Origin of the sequence: Rhodococcus sp. PSBB066 (genome assembly GCF_017068255.1) — a bacterium.
GTDB classification, from domain to species: Bacteria; Actinomycetota; Actinomycetes; order Mycobacteriales; family Mycobacteriaceae; genus Rhodococcus; species Rhodococcus aetherivorans.
In genome coordinates, this window is record NZ_CP070859.1 from 1,250,758 (window position 1) to 1,264,867 (window position 14,110).

At 70.5% G+C, this 14,110-nt stretch carries 11 protein-coding genes; 8 read left to right on the plus strand and 3 right to left on the minus strand.

What is annotated here, in order from left to right:
- Positions 1 to 57: 57 nt before the first annotated feature.
- From JYA75_RS05810 to JYA75_RS05835, 6 genes are read left to right on the plus strand one after another with little or no spacing between them, the layout of a single operon-like run.
- Positions 58 to 996, plus strand: a complete 939-nt coding sequence (locus tag JYA75_RS05810) for a shikimate dehydrogenase (protein WP_065923328.1) — start codon at positions 58 to 60, stop codon at positions 994 to 996.
- The gene (locus JYA75_RS05815) at positions 993 to 2,945 is read left to right on the plus strand and encodes an FAD-dependent oxidoreductase (RefSeq protein ID WP_203329788.1); all 1,953 of its coding nucleotides are present in this window, start codon (positions 993 to 995) and stop codon (positions 2,943 to 2,945) included. Before JYA75_RS05810 ends, JYA75_RS05815 begins: the two co-directional genes overlap by 4 nt.
- Positions 2,942 to 3,778, plus strand: coding sequence for an aldo/keto reductase (locus JYA75_RS05820; RefSeq protein WP_029546614.1), 837 nt, complete (start codon positions 2,942 to 2,944; stop codon positions 3,776 to 3,778). Before JYA75_RS05815 ends, JYA75_RS05820 begins: the two co-directional genes overlap by 4 nt.
- Positions 3,778 to 4,872 carry a Gfo/Idh/MocA family oxidoreductase gene (locus JYA75_RS05825; protein WP_029546613.1) on the plus strand — a complete coding sequence of 365 codons (1,095 nt, stop codon included), beginning with the start codon at positions 3,778 to 3,780 and terminating at the stop codon, positions 4,870 to 4,872. The genes JYA75_RS05820 and JYA75_RS05825 overlap by 1 nt, the downstream gene beginning before the upstream one ends.
- On the plus strand, positions 4,869 to 6,599 hold the full coding sequence (locus JYA75_RS05830) for an FAD-dependent oxidoreductase (protein ID WP_161996801.1): 1,731 nt from the start codon (positions 4,869 to 4,871) through the stop codon (positions 6,597 to 6,599). Before JYA75_RS05825 ends, JYA75_RS05830 begins: the two co-directional genes overlap by 4 nt.
- A complete protein-coding gene (locus JYA75_RS05835; protein ID WP_065923331.1) occupies positions 6,596 to 7,426 on the plus strand; it encodes a sugar phosphate isomerase/epimerase in 831 nt (276 codons plus the stop codon). The genes JYA75_RS05830 and JYA75_RS05835 overlap by 4 nt, the downstream gene beginning before the upstream one ends.
- Before the next feature lie 99 nt (positions 7,427 to 7,525).
- On the opposite strand, the gene JYA75_RS05840 is transcribed toward JYA75_RS05835, so the two are convergent.
- From JYA75_RS05840 to JYA75_RS05850, 3 genes are read right to left on the minus strand one after another with little or no spacing between them, the layout of a single operon-like run.
- Positions 7,526 to 8,683, minus strand: a complete 1,158-nt coding sequence (locus tag JYA75_RS05840) for an acyl-CoA dehydrogenase family protein (protein ID WP_006944033.1) — start codon at positions 8,681 to 8,683, stop codon at positions 7,526 to 7,528.
- A 34-nt stretch (positions 8,684 to 8,717) separates the two neighbouring features.
- Positions 8,718 to 9,911, minus strand: a complete 1,194-nt coding sequence (locus tag JYA75_RS05845; protein WP_006944025.1) for an acyl-CoA dehydrogenase family protein — start codon at positions 9,909 to 9,911, stop codon at positions 8,718 to 8,720.
- Positions 9,908 to 11,173: a CoA transferase gene (locus tag JYA75_RS05850; protein ID WP_006944023.1), complete on the minus strand. Its 1,266-nt coding sequence runs from the start codon at positions 11,171 to 11,173 to the stop codon at positions 9,908 to 9,910. Before JYA75_RS05850 ends, JYA75_RS05845 begins: the two co-directional genes overlap by 4 nt.
- 315 nt (positions 11,174 to 11,488) lie before the next feature.
- On the opposite strand from JYA75_RS05850, the gene JYA75_RS05855 reads away from it, so the two are divergent.
- Both JYA75_RS05855 and JYA75_RS05860 read left to right on the plus strand, forming a co-directional pair.
- Positions 11,489 to 12,829, plus strand: coding sequence for an MFS transporter (locus JYA75_RS05855; protein WP_203329789.1), 1,341 nt, complete (start codon positions 11,489 to 11,491; stop codon positions 12,827 to 12,829).
- Between the two features lie 135 nt (positions 12,830 to 12,964).
- A complete protein-coding gene (locus JYA75_RS05860) occupies positions 12,965 to 14,095 on the plus strand; it encodes an acetyl-CoA C-acyltransferase (protein WP_203329790.1) in 1,131 nt (376 codons plus the stop codon).
- Positions 14,096 to 14,110: the final 15 nt, after the last annotated feature.

The window sequence follows — 14,110 nt, forward strand, 5'->3', positions numbered from 1 at the left end:
GCCCCGGCGCCCGACGCGCCGGGGCCACGGGCCCGTCCCACCCCCGTAGGAGTAACCGTGACCCCGTCCACCGCCCGCCACCGCATCCGGCTCGTGGGGGCAGGCATCGCCTCGTCCCTGTCGCCGGCCCTCCACGAGCGCGAGGCCGCCGCACTCGGTGTGAGCGACTACCGCTACGAACTGCTCGACCTCGAGGCGGAGAACGTTCCCGTCGAACGCACCGGCGACCTGGTGCGCGCCGTCGTCGCCGGCGGCTGCACCGGCCTGAACATCACCCACCCGTGCAAGCAGGTCGTCATCCCGGCCCTCGACGGCCTGTCCGACAACGCCCGCCTGCTCGGCGCGGTCAACACCGTCGTCGTCCGGGACGGGCGCCTGATCGGCCACAACACGGACCACAGCGGATTCCTCACGGCGCTGCGCCGCGGGCTGCCCGATGCCGCCCTGGATGCGGTCGTGCTGGTCGGTGCGGGCGGTGCGGGCTCGGCGGTGGCCTACGCGCTCGCCGCCGCGGGTGTGGCGGACCTGCGGATCGCCGACGTGGACACCGCCCGCGCCGCGGACGTCTGCGCGCGACTGTCCACCGCCTTCCCCGCGACTCGGGCCACGGCTCTGCCGGCGGAGGCGATCCCCGCCGCCCTGCGCACGTGCACCGGGGTGGTCAACGCCTCGCCGATCGGCATGGTCGGCCACCCCGGAACGCCGTTCGACACCGGCGCCCTGCACCCCGGGCTGTGGGTCGCGGACATCGTCTACCGGCCGATCCGAACCGAGCTGATCGCGGCCGCAGCGGTTCTCGGCTGCGACGTGCTCGACGGCGGGCAGATGCTCGTCGCCCAGGCCGCCGACACGTTCGCGCTGCTGACCGGGATCCGTCCCGACGTCGACCGCATGCGGAAGCACCTCGACGAGCTGATCTCGGACCGGGTTCTCGTGGCCGCGCCGGTGGACCGTGCGCCGGCCGGACGTCCCGATGCCCACCAGGAGATGGAATGAACACCACCGCGTCCTTCGCGCAACCGCTGGACATGGGTTCGGTCCGTTTGCGCAACCGCTTCGTGTCCGCGCCCATGGAACGCAACTACTGCGAACTCGACGGCACGATGACCGACCGCTACATCGCCTACCTCGAGCGACGTGCCGCCGGAGGCGCCGCGCTCGTCTTCACCGAGGCGAGCTACGTGCGGGCCGACGGCAAGGGCCGCATCCGCCAGATGGGTGTGGACGTCGACGAACGCATCCCCGGCATCGCCCGGATGGCGGAGGCGGTGCACGCCCACGGCGCGCTCGTCGGTGTCGAACTCAACCACGGGGGCCGCACCGCGCAGGGCGCGGTGAGCGGATTCGTCCCGGTCGCCCCCACCCCGATCCCGTGCGCGGTCGTCGGCGGCGAGATGCCCGAGCAGCTCGACAGCGACGACATCGAGCACCTCGTCGAGTGCTTCGGTGAGGCCGCGGCACGCTGCGCGGAGGCCGGCGTCGACGTGATCTCCCTGCACGGCGGGCACGGTTATCTCATCCACCAGTTCCTCTCGCCCGCATACAACCACCGCGACGACGAGTGGGCCGAGCCGACGCTGTTCGTCAACCGGGTCATCGACGCGGTCCGCACCATGGCGCCGGGTATCACTCTGGGACTGCGCTTCTCGGCCTTCGAGGCGGTCGACGGCGGGCTCGACGCGGAGACGACGCGCGAGCGCATCGACGCGATCGACACGCACCGGCTGGACTTCCTCGACGTTTCGGCGGGCAACTACGAGTCGGGGCAGTGGATCATCCAGCCGGGGGAGTGGCAGCGCGGTCTGCTCGCCCCGTACGCCGAACCGTATGCCCGCGACTTCGACATCCCGGTGGGCGTCGCCGGCCGGATCAGCTCACCCGAGACGGCGGAGCAGATCATCGCCTCCGGCCGGGCCGACTTCGTGAGCATGGCCCGGACCCTGCACGCCGACCCGGACTTCCCGAACCGTGCCCTCGACGGGGGCCGGTACCGGCCCTGCATCGCCTGCAACTACTGCATCGACAGCCTGGCGGCCGGGCCGATCCCGTGTTCGGTCAACCCGTGGGTCGGTCGCGAACTCGAGCAGCCCTCGAAGCCGGCCGGGACCGCGGTGCGCGTCGCCGTCGTGGGCGGCGGACCGGCCGGCACGGCGGCCGCACGTGAGCTCGCGCTGGCGGGCCACAGCGTCGACCTGTACGACGAACGCGGCAGTCTGGGTGGCGATTTCGCGTTGGCCTCCCGGCTGCACGAGTACCCGGAATACCACCGGATCGTCGACTGGTACCGCGACGAACTCGCGGACCTGAATGTCACCTGCCACACCGGTACGAGAGTCGATGCCGCCACGCTGGCCCCGCTCGACTTCGACGCGATCGTCCTCGCGACCGGCGGACGCGGACCGGCGATCGACCTTCCCGGTGCCGGCACGCGACGGATCCGCGACGTGCGGGAGTTCCTCGCCTCCGGGGACCCCGCGCCCGAGTCGATCACGATCTTCGGTGCCGACCGGGAGGCCGCGGCGGTGGCCGACGACCTGCTCCAGCACGGCACGAGGGTGGTGATGATCGGTCCGCAGGAGACAATCGCGCACGATGTCGGCCGTCGCGGCAAGATCGTCCTGCTGCCCCGGCTGGCGGCGAGCGAGAACCTCACCACGTACCTGTCGTCCGTCGTCACGCACATCGAGGCCGACCGGGTGGTCATCTCGACGAACGGGCAACAGCGCACCGTGCCCGCTCCCGGGGAACTGCTCGTCTCGCACGGCGTCGAGCCACGCGCCGACCTGCTGACCGAGCTGCGGCGGCTCGCGCCGCGGCTCGGCGTCGATTCCGTCGGGGACGCGAGCGGCGACGGCGGCTCCCTTCATGCCGCGCTCGTCACGGCCGCCGACGTCGCCGTCCGCATCACCGCGGCCGCCGATTCGCGCGTGGGGGCCGACGCGTGAACCCGGAGACCACCGCGCCGGCACCGGATTCCGTGCGCACCGCGCTGCCGCGTCTCGGCCTGGGCACCTGGCCCCTCGTCGGGCCCGACGCCACGCGCGCCGTGCTCGCCGGCATCGAGGCCGGATACCGGTTGATCGACACGGCAGCGATCTACGGGAACGAGGACGCCGTCGGCGCCGCCCTCGCCACCTGCGGCGTGCCCCGCGACGACCTGTTCGTCACCACCAAACTCCGCGGCAGCGACCATGTTTCCGGTGACGTTCGCGGTGCCGTGGAGCGGAGCCTCGAGCGCCTCGGCCTCGAGCGGCTCGACCTGTTCCTCATCCACTGGCCGCTGCCGCGTTTCGACCGGTACGCTGCGGCCTTCGAGGCCATGCTCGAGTGCCGCGACGCCGGGCTCGTCCGCTACGTGGGGGTTTCCAACTTCCTCGGCCACCATCTGCGCAAGGTGGTGGCCGAGACCGGGGAGGCTCCCGCCGTCAACCAGATCCAGATGGATCCGTCGCTGGCCCGCCTGCCCGTCCGCCGCGCGAACGACGAGCTCGGGGTGTTCACCCAGTCGTGGAGCCCGCTCGGCCGCGGCGAGGTGCTCGGCGCCCCCGTCGTCGCCTCGATTGCGGACCGCGTCGGCTGCACGCGCGCGCAGGTCGTGCTGGCCTGGCACCTCGCGCAGGGCGTCGTGCCGGTCGCGCGGTCGGCGAACCCGGCGCGCCAGTCCGAAAATCTGGCCGCCGTGGACGTGGAACTCACGGCGGCGGACGTCGCCGCGTTGAACCGTCTCGACCGCGGCGAAGCCGCGGCCCGGGACGTCGAACGAGAGGAACACTTCTGATGCCCCTTCGTGCAGGCATCGTCGGATGCGGAAAGATCGCGGGCAACCATGCGCACGCACTGCAGCAGGTGCCCGGCGTCGAGGTCGTCGCGTGCTGCGACCCCGACCTGGAGCGCGCTCGCGCATTCGCCGCCCGGCACGGCATCGCCCACGCCGTCGGATCGGTGGCGGAGTTGTTCGCTCTCGGCCTCGACGCCTGCACCGTCTGCACACCACACCCCGTGCACGAACAGATCGTCCTCGCCGCCGCCGAGGCCGGGATCCACGTGCTGTGCGAGAAGCCGATCGCGGTGGACGTGGCCGCGGCCGACCGGATGATCGCGGCCGCCGACCGCGCGGGCATCACCTTCGGGGTGTTGTTCCAGCGCCGATTCTGGCCCGCGGCGCGCCGCATCAAGGCGGCGATCGACGACGGCCGCCTCGGCGTTCCCGTCCTCGGGGAGGTGTCGGTGATCCTGCACCGCCCGTCGACCTACTACTCGGCCGACGCGTGGCGCGGGCGGTGGGACACCGACGGCGGGGGCGTCCTCATGACGCAGGCCGTACACCAGATCGACATGCTGCAGTGGTTCATGGGTGCGCCGGTCCGCGTCAGTGGCTTCGTCGGCACCCGCTTCCACGGCGAGCACATCGAAACCGAGGACAGCGCCTCGGCCGTCGTCTCGTTCGCCTCCGGTGGCACCGCGACGATCACCGCCACCACCGGCGCCAACCACAACCTCGGCAACCGCGTGACGGTGATCGGCGCAACCGGGGCGATCGCGAGCGTCCTCGAGTTCCCCGAGGGGCGTGAGGGCGTCAACGAGCTGTGGACCGCGCCGGGCGAGGTGGAGCTGCGAACCCCGTATTCCCCCGAGGTCGACGCCAATCTCGACGTCCGCGACGTCAACGCCGGCCTCGCCGACTTCCACACCCTGCAGGTCCAGGACTTCGCCGAGTCCGTGCTGACCGGCCGCCGGCCCGCGGTGACCGGGCGGGACGCCCGCGCCTCCCTGGCCGTCGTCGCCGCGATCTACGAATCCTCCCGCACCGGCCGGGTCGTCGACCTCGCGCCCGCACCCACCCTCGTCTCGTCCGGCAAGGAGCTCCGATGACCCCCGACACAGTGTCCGAATCCCTCACCTACGACGTGGTTGTCGTCGGGTCCGGCGCGGGCGGGCTGTCCACGGCCGTGGCTGCCGCCCACGGGGGCGCCTCCGTGCTCGTCGTCGAGAAGGCGGACGTGTGCGGCGGCGCCACCGCCTGGTCGGGCGGGTGGATGTGGACGCCGCGGACCCTGTTCGCCCACGCCGACGGGGTGCACGAGGACCGCTCGGAGCCGCGCCGCTACCTCGAACACCGGCTCGGGGACAACTTCGATGCCGCCAAGGTGGACGCGCTCCTCGACGGTGCCCCCGAGATGGTCGAGTTCTTCGAACACCACACGGCGCTGCAGTTCGTCCCCGGCGCCGCCATCGCCGACATCCACGGTGACACCCCCGGCGCCGGCACGGGACACCGCTCCGTCGCGCCGAAGCCCGTGAGCCTGCGCCGCCTCGGACCCGACGTCGCCGCGCTGCTGCGGCGGCAGCTGTACGAGACCTCGTTCCTCGGCATGGGCATCATGGCCGGCCCGGACCTGCAGGCCTTCCTGCACTCGACCCGCTCGGGCCGGGCGTTCCTGCACTGCGCGCGCCGCGTCTCGACCCACATGTTCGACCTCGCCACCAGGCGTCGGGGCCAGCAACTGGTCAACGGGACGGCGCTCGTGGGCCGGCTGCTGCGCTCCGCACTCGATGCCGGCGCCGACATCCGCGTCGCCACCGCCGCCACCGCACTCGTCACCGACCCGTCCGGCCGTGTCGTCGGTGTCCGGCTCGAGGGCCCCGACGGCGCCTACACGGTGTCCGCCCGCCGGGGTGTCGTCCTCGCGACCGGCGGGTTCACCCGCGACCTCGACCGGCGGCGAGAGCTGTTCCCCCGCACCCCGACCGGACGCGAACACTGGACGCTCACGCCGTCGACGACGACCGGTGACGGCATCTCGCTGGGCGAATCCGTCGGTGGCCGCCTCGACCGTTCGCTCGCCTCGCCGGTGGCATACTGTCCCGTATCCCTCGTCCGGTACCGCAACGGCAGGCAAGGCGTGTTCCCGCACATCCTGGACCGCGGAAAGCCCGGTGTCATCGGGGTGCTGGCCGACGGACGCCGTTTCGTCAACGAGGCGCTCGGATATCACGACTACACACTGGCAATGGTCGAACAGGTGCCGGACGGCGAGGAGATCTGCTCCTGGCTGATCGCCGACCAGCAGTACCTGCGGTACTTCCCGCTCGGCATGGCCAAGCCCTTCCCGATCCCGACGTGGCCCTACCTGCGATCCGGATACCTCTCGAAGGGCCGGACGCTCCGCGAACTCGCGGAGCGGATCGGCGTCGACCCGGACGGGCTCGAGAAGACCGTCACCGCGTTCAACGAGAGCGCACGCCTCGGGGAGGATCCCGAATTCGGCCGCGGCACCACCCCGTTCAACGTCAAGTCCGGGGATGCGGACAACCCGTGGCCCAACCCGTCCCTCGCGCCGCTCGAGCGCGGACCGTTCTACGCCGTCAAGGTCGTCCCCGGCAGTTTCGGCACGTTCGCCGGCCTGGTCACCGACTCGTCGTCCCGGGTGCTGAACCGCGACGACCGGCCGATCGACGGGCTGTTCGCGGTCGGCGTCGACCAGTCCAGCGTAATGGGCGGCCACTACCCCTCCGGCGGAATCAATCTGGGCCCGGCAATGACCTTCGGGTACCTGACCGGACGCCGCCTCGCATCGACCACAGGAGCCACCCGATGAGCACCCCGCTCGGCCTCGCCGCCCTCACTGTCCTCGACACCCCGCCGCTGCAGCACGTCGATCTCGCCGAACGGCACGGATTCGACACGATCGGACTGCGTCTGCTGCCCGCGGCGCCCGGCACCACGGCCTACCCGCTGCATGAGGACGACGCCGCGCTCTCCGCGCTCGTCCGCCGTCTCGCCGATTCCCCGGTCGAGGTGTTCGATCTCGAGATCATCCGTCTCGGTCCGGATTTCGACCCGTCCGACTACGCTCCGCTGCTCGAGGCGGGCGCGCGGCTCGGGGCGCGGGCCGTCCTGGTCGGCGGCGACGACCCCGACCGGGCCCGTCTCACCGACTCCTACGCGCGGCTGGCGGAGCTGTGCGCCTCCTACGGCATCGTTGCGAGCCTCGAATTCATGCCGTGGACAGCGGTTCCCGACGCGAAGACGGCCGTCGAGATCGTCGCCGGGGCCGACGGTCCGGCCCGCAGTGTGCTCGTCGACGCGCTGCACGTCGCACGCTCTTCCACGACCGTCGCCGACCTGGCGGCCATCCCGCGCGAGTGGTTGCACTACGCCCAGATGTGCGACGGCGCCACCCCCGCCCCGCGCGATCACGCCGAACTGATCCGGCACGCCCGGGAGGAAAGGCTCGTGCCCGGCACGGGCGGCATCGACCTCCCGGCGATCTGGTCCGCCCTGCCGGAGGGGCTGCCGGTGAGCATCGAGCTGCCGAACGAGCCGCTGCGCCAGGCGATCGGCACGGACGCCTGGCTCGAGCAGCTGGTCACCGCCACCAGGGCCGTGCTCGGACGTGTCCCGGCCACCGCGATCGTCGAGTGAATCCGGAGCGCAACCGAATTCGCTCGCAGTACCGGAATCCGCCCACGCCGTGGCATGGGCGGATTCCGGTTCGCCGCACGGATCCTGTGCGGGCGGAGGTCAGAGCCCGAGATCCTTGGCGATGATCGTCTTCATGACCTCGCTGGTGCCGCCGTAGATGCGGGTGACGCGGGTGTCGGCGTAGAGCCGCGCGATCGGGTACTCGGTGATGTAGCCGTAGCCGCCGTGCAGCTGCAGGCACTTGTCGATGACCCGGCCGGCGGCCTCGGTGCAGAACAGCTTGGCCTTCGCCGCGTCCGCGACGGTCAGTTCGCCGGCGTCGTGCAGGTCGAGGGCACGGTCGACCATGAGCCGGATCGCCTCGACCTCGGTGGCGCACTCGGCGAGGACGAACTTGGTGTTCTGGAACGACGCGACCGGCTTGCCGAACACCTTGCGGTCCTTGACGTACGCGATCGCGTGCGAGAGCGCCGCGGCCGAGGACGCCGATGCGCCGAATGCGATGGTCAGCCGCTCCTGCGCGAGATTGTGCGTCAGGTAAGAGAATCCGGATCCCTCCTCGCCGAGCCGATCCGTCACGGGCACCTTCACGTCGGTGAAGGACAGCTCGGCGGTGTCGGACGCCTTGAGGCCGATCTTCTCGATCTTGCGGCCCACGGCAAAGCCCTCGGAGGTGGTGTCGACGACGAGAATGCTCAGCCCCGCGCGGCGGTCCTCCGGCGTGGCGGGCGCCGTGCGGCACACCACGAGGATGCGGTCGGCGAGCGCACCACCGGTGATGAAGGTCTTCGCGCCGTTGACGACGTAGTGGCTGCCGTCGGCCGACAGCTTCGCCGTCGTCGAGATGTTTGCCAGGTCCGACCCGGTGCCGGGCTCGGTCATCGCGATCGCGAACATCAGGTCACCCGAGGCGAATCCGGGCAGCCAGCGCTGCTTCTGCTCCTCGGAAGCGTACTCGAGCAGGTACGGCAGGATCAGGTTGGAATGCACCGAGTAGCTGCCGAAGGACACGCCCGCGGCGGCCGTCTCCTCGGCGACGACGGCGTTGAACTTGATGGACTTCTCGCCGCCCCCGCCGAACTCCTCGGGCACCTGGATGCCGAGCACGCCGAGCTCACCGAGACGGCGGTAGAAGTCGCGCGGCGGATGCCCCTCGACCTCCCAGTCGTGGTGGACCGGCGCGACCTCCTTGGCGATGAAGTCGCGGACGAGCTTGCGGAAGGCCTCGTGGTCCTCGTTGAACACGGTTCGCTGCACGGAAAGGTTCTCCTTCGAATGGGGTCGATGCGGATCAGAGTGCGTAGCTGCGCAGTACGCCCTTGCTGATGATCGTCTTCTGGATCTCGCTGGTGCCCTCGCCGATGAGCAGGAACGGTGCCTCGCGCATGAGCCGCTCGATCTCGTACTCCTTGGAATAGCCGTAGCCGCCGTGGATGCGGAAGCTGGCCTGGGTGACCTCCGAGCAGTACTCGCTGGTGAGGTACTTCGCCATGCCGGCCGCGACGTCGTTGCGCTCGCCGGAGTCCTTCAGCCGCGCGGCGTTGACCATCATCAGATGAGCGGCCTCGACCTTCGTCGCCATCTCCGCGAGGGAGAAGGAGATCGCCTGGTGCTGCGCGATGGGTTTGCCGAAGGTGGTGCGCTGCTGCGCGTACCGGGCGGCGAGTTCGAACGCGCGGATGGCGACGCCGCAGGCGCGGGCGGAGACGTTGACGCGGCCGACCTCGACGCCGTCCATCATCTGGTAGAAGCCGCGGCCGGGAGTGCCACCGAGGACATCGGTCGCCTTGGCGCGGTAGTTGTCGAAGATCAGCTCGGTGGTGTCGATCCCCTTGTAGCCCATCTTGTCGATCTTGCCGGGGATGGTGACGCCGGGGACGACCTCGCCGAAGCCGGCGGGCTTCTCCACGAGGAACGTGGTGAGATTCTCGTGGGGCTTGGCGGCACCCTCCTCGGTGCGCACCAGCGCGGCCACGAGGGTCGAGCTGCCGCCGTTGGTCAGCCACATCTTCTGGCCGTTGATCACGTAGTCGCCGTCGGCGTCACGCTTGGCCTTCGTGCGGATCGCGGCGACGTCCGAGCCCAGTTCCGGCTCGGACATCGAGAAGGCGCCGCGGGTCTCGCCGGTCGCCATCTTCGGCAGGTAGTAGTTCTTCTGCTCGTCGGTGCCGTGCTGGCGCAGCATGTAGGCGACGATGAAGTGGGTGTTGATCACGCCGGACACGCTCATCCAGCCGCGGGCGAGTTCCTCGACGCACAGGGCATAGGTGAGCAGCGACTCGCCGAGCCCGCCGTACTCCTCGGGGATCATCAGCCCGAACAGGCCCATCTCCCGCATCTGATCGACGATGGCCTGCGGGTAGGTGTCCGAGTGCTCGAGTTCCTGCGCGTTCGGGATGATCTCCCGGTCGACGAACTGCCGGACGGTGGCGAGGATCTCGGTCTGGAACTCGGTGAGGCCGAGGGTCTGGGCGAGACGGGTCATGCGAAGTCCTTCTCGAGGGCGGGGAGGGTGCCGGCGGGGACACCGACGGTCCCGTCGGTGGCGAGACGATCGATCTCTTCGGGCGTCAGGCCGAGGTGTTCGCTGAGGACGGCGGCGGTGTCGTCGCCGTTGGCCGGCGCCGGCCGGGGTGCGGGGTGGAGGCCGTCGAACGACATCGGCAGGCTGGGGGCCAGGTGCCCGCCGACGCGGGGCTGCTCGACGTACTGGAACATCGGATTGGCGGTGACGCGAGGGTCTTTCGCGATCTCGGCGAAGGTGCGGTACCGCTCGTGCAGGATCGAGGTGCCCGACAGGGCGGTCTCCACCTCGGCGGCGGTGTGCTCGCGGAACCACACGGCGAACAGCGCGTCGAGTACCTCGCGGTGGCGGTAGCGGGCGCCCTCGTCGCGGAAGTCGGCGCCGAGGGCGGCTTCGAGCGCGTCGACCGCGGCCGTCGTGCCGGTCAGTTCGGTCAGGTCGCGGAAGTGGCGCGGGGTCAGCGCGACGACCATGAAGGACGCGCCGTCGGAGGTGGTGAAATCGCGACCGTAGGTGCCGTAGACGGCGTTGCCGATCCGGTCGCGGTCGGGCCCGCCGAGCTGGGCCTCGGCGAGGTAGCCGAGGTTGCCGACGGTGGCGAGGGCGACGTCTTCGAGGGGGAGCACGATCTTCGCGCCCGCACCCGTGACCTCGCGGCGGTGCACCGCGGACGCGACCGAGAGCGCGGCGTAGAGACCGCATGCGACGTCCCACGCCGGCAACAGGTGATTGACCGGTCCGGCGTGGCCGACGGGGCCGGTGGCGAGCGGGAAGCCCGCGGCGGCGTTGACGGTGTAGTCGACGGCGGAACCGCCGTCCGCACGGCCCAGGACCTGCACGTGGATCAGATCGGGGCGGATCGTGGCGAGCTCGTCGTAGTCGAGCCAGTCGCGTCCCGCGGCGTTGGTGACGAGCACCCCGGCGTCGGTGATGAGGTCCCGGATCAGCTTGTGCGCGTTCGGGTCCCGGAAATCCGCCGCGAGGGAGCGCTTGCCCTTGTTCAGTCCCGCCCAGTAGATGGACTCGCCGTCCTCGGTGACGGGCCACCGGTGGTAGTCGGCAGCGCCGCCGATCGGGTCGACGCGGACGACCTCGGCGCCGAGCTGCGCGAGCGTCATGCCGCACAGTGGGGCTGCGATGAAACTCGAGACCTCGATGACCCGCACACCGGCCAGGGGCGCGGTGGACGAGGGAAGCTCGTCGATGGAAGCAGTGGAGTTCATATCGCCTGTCCTCATCCGGGCGGACGCCGGAGCCCAGGGCGCGCCGGCGAAGCTGTCCGAGCAAATATGCAGCACCGCCGGGCCGCAGGGCCAACACCGTTCGGCTATAGGTCGGTTAGCGCCGATCAATGGCCCTCGCATTGGAGGGCCGGAAGTCCATAGGTTTCGACGATCGATCGATTCGTCGACGGGACATTGCCTCAGTGACCTAGACCACGTTGAATGGATCCCGAGCGCCTGATCGGTGCATCTCCTCCGATCGCCGACGCACCGTCCGATCGATATATCCCTTCGAGCCATTAAGGGGACACTCCGGTGACCACTGGCGAAATCTCGCACGACGCAGCGCACGGCGCCCCGCCGAAGGGGGCGACACCACTCGTCAGCGGCAAGCAGGCATGGGGCATGACCGGCCTCGTGATCTTCCTGTACGTCGTCAACTACGCCGACAAGGCGGTGCTGGGCATCATCGCGCAGCCGCTGGCTCGCGAGCTGGGACTGTCCTCTTCCCAGATCGGCCTCGTCGGATCCCTGTTCTTCGTGACCTTCACACTCGGCGGCTTCCTGGCCGGCCCGCTCAACAAGTACCTCACCCTGCGGTGGGCGCTGCTTGCGCTGGCCGCGATGTGGTCGGTGGTCATGCTGCCGCTGGTCGTCTCGGCGAGCCTGGTGATGCTGATCGTCACCCGCATGCTGCTCGGCCTGGCCGAAGGCCCCAGCTCGGCGCTCATGCACACCGCCGCGTACTCCTGGCATCCCCCGGCCAAGCGCGGCCTGCCCGGCGCCTTCCTCGCCGGCTCGGCGTCGGTTGCCAAGATCGCTCTCGCCCCGGTCCTCGCCTACATCACGGTCGAGTGGGGCTGGCGGGCCGCCCTGGTCTCCCTGTCGATCCTCGGCGCCGTGTGGATGGCCTCGTGGCTGACCGGCTGGAAGGAAGGCCCGTTCACCGCGACGGCCGTGAAGAAGGGGACCGGCACCGCATCCACCGAACCGTCGGTGCCGTGGAAGAAGATCTTCCTCACCCGCACGTTCATCAGCTGCGCCGTCCTGATCATGGTCGTCTACGCGCTCACCACCGTCGTGCTGACCTGGCTGCCCTCCTACTTCGAGGTGGGCCTCGGCTACAGCGCCCTGCAGGCCGGTTCGATGTTCGCCCTGCCGTCGATCGTCGGTCTCGTCCTCATGGTCACCTCCGGTTCGGTCACCGACCGGCTCGCCCAGCGCGGCTACCGCTCCCGGGTCGTGCGGATCATCGTTCCCGGCATCGGCGTCCTCGTCTGCGGTTCGGTCCTGGTCTTCCTGCCCAGCATCGGCACCCCCGGCCTCGCCGTCGCGGCCGTGTCCATCGGCTACGGCTTCGGCGCGATCGTCTTCCCCCTGATCAACGCCGCCATCTCGGAGCTGTGCCCGCCGCAGCAGACCGCCGGCACGATGGGCGTGTTCCTCGCACTGATGGCGGTCGGCGGCCTGGTCGCCCCCTACGGCACCGGCGTGCTCGTCGACAACGCGGCCACCCCGGCCGAGGGCTACGCGACCGCCTTCCAGGTCATCGGTGCACTCGGCATCGTCGCGGCGATCCTCGTCCTGATCTTCGCGAACCCGGAGCGCGACCGCGCCGTCATCCGGGGCGAGTCGGACGCCACCGCGAAGGCATAGCTTCCGCCTAACGGAGTCATCCACCGAATGTCCTTTCCCCACCGGCCGGGTGCGTGATCGACTCGATATCGAGGACCACCACCCGGCCGGTCGTCGTCTCCGCTCCTCGCTCTTCTACTGCAGTAAGGAATCCCCATGCGCGATGCCGTGATCGTCGATGCCGTCCGTACTCCGATCGGGCGCCGTGGCGGTGCCCTGTCCGAGATCCATCCCGCCAACCTGTCGGCACACGTGCTCGGGGCCCTCGCCGACCGCACCGGGCTCGATCCCGCGTCGGTCGAGGATGTCGTGTGGGGTTGCGTGAGCCAGGTCGGCGAGCAGGCCGGAATCGTCTCACGCAGTGCCGTGTTCGCCGCCGGCTGGCCCGAGACGGTTCCGGCCACCACCGTGAACCGCGCCTGCGGGTCGAGCCAGCAGGCCGTCTCGTTCGCCGCGGCTACCGTGATCTCCGGTCAGAGCGACGTGGTCGTCGCCGGTGGCGTGGAGTCGATGAGCCGCGTCCCGATGGGCAGCGCGAGCAAGAACGGTGAGCACTTCCCGGCCGAGGTTCTCGAGCGGTTCGGTGTCGAGGGCTTCAGCCAGGGCACCGGCGCGGAGATGATGGCCGAGAAGTGGGGCCTGTCCCGCACCGCGCTCGACGAGTACTCGCTGCGCTCGCACGAGCTGTCCGCGGCCGCGACCGACGCCGGCGCCTTCGCCGGGCAACTCGCCCCGATCGCCGGCCTGAGCGCCGACGAGGGCATCCGCCGCGGGGGCAGCCTCGAGTCCCTGGCCAAGCTGAAGACCGTGTTCAAGGAGGACGGCGTGATCCACGCCGGCAACTCCTCGCAGATCTCCGACGGCGCCGGTGCCCTGCTGATCACCACGAGCGAGTACGCCGAGGCGCAGGGCTGGACCCCGATGGCCCGCATCCACACCGCCGTCGTCGCCGCCGACGATCCGGTCATCATGCTCACCGGTCCCATCGCGGCCACCGAGAAGGCGCTGAAGCGGTCGGGCCTGTCCATCGATGAGATCGGCGCCTTCGAGATCAACGAGGCGTTCGCCCCGGTGCCGCTCGCGTGGCAGATCGAGACCGGCGCCGCGATGGACCGGCTCAACCCCCTCGGTGGCGCCATCGGCGTCGGCCACCCGCTCGGCGGCTCCGGCGCGATCCTCATGACCCGTCTCGTGCACCACATGCGCGACAACGGCATCCGTTACGGCTTGCAGTCGATGTGCGAGGCCGGCGGCATGGCGAACGCCACCATCCTCGAACTGCTCTGACACCCCGCTTCGCAT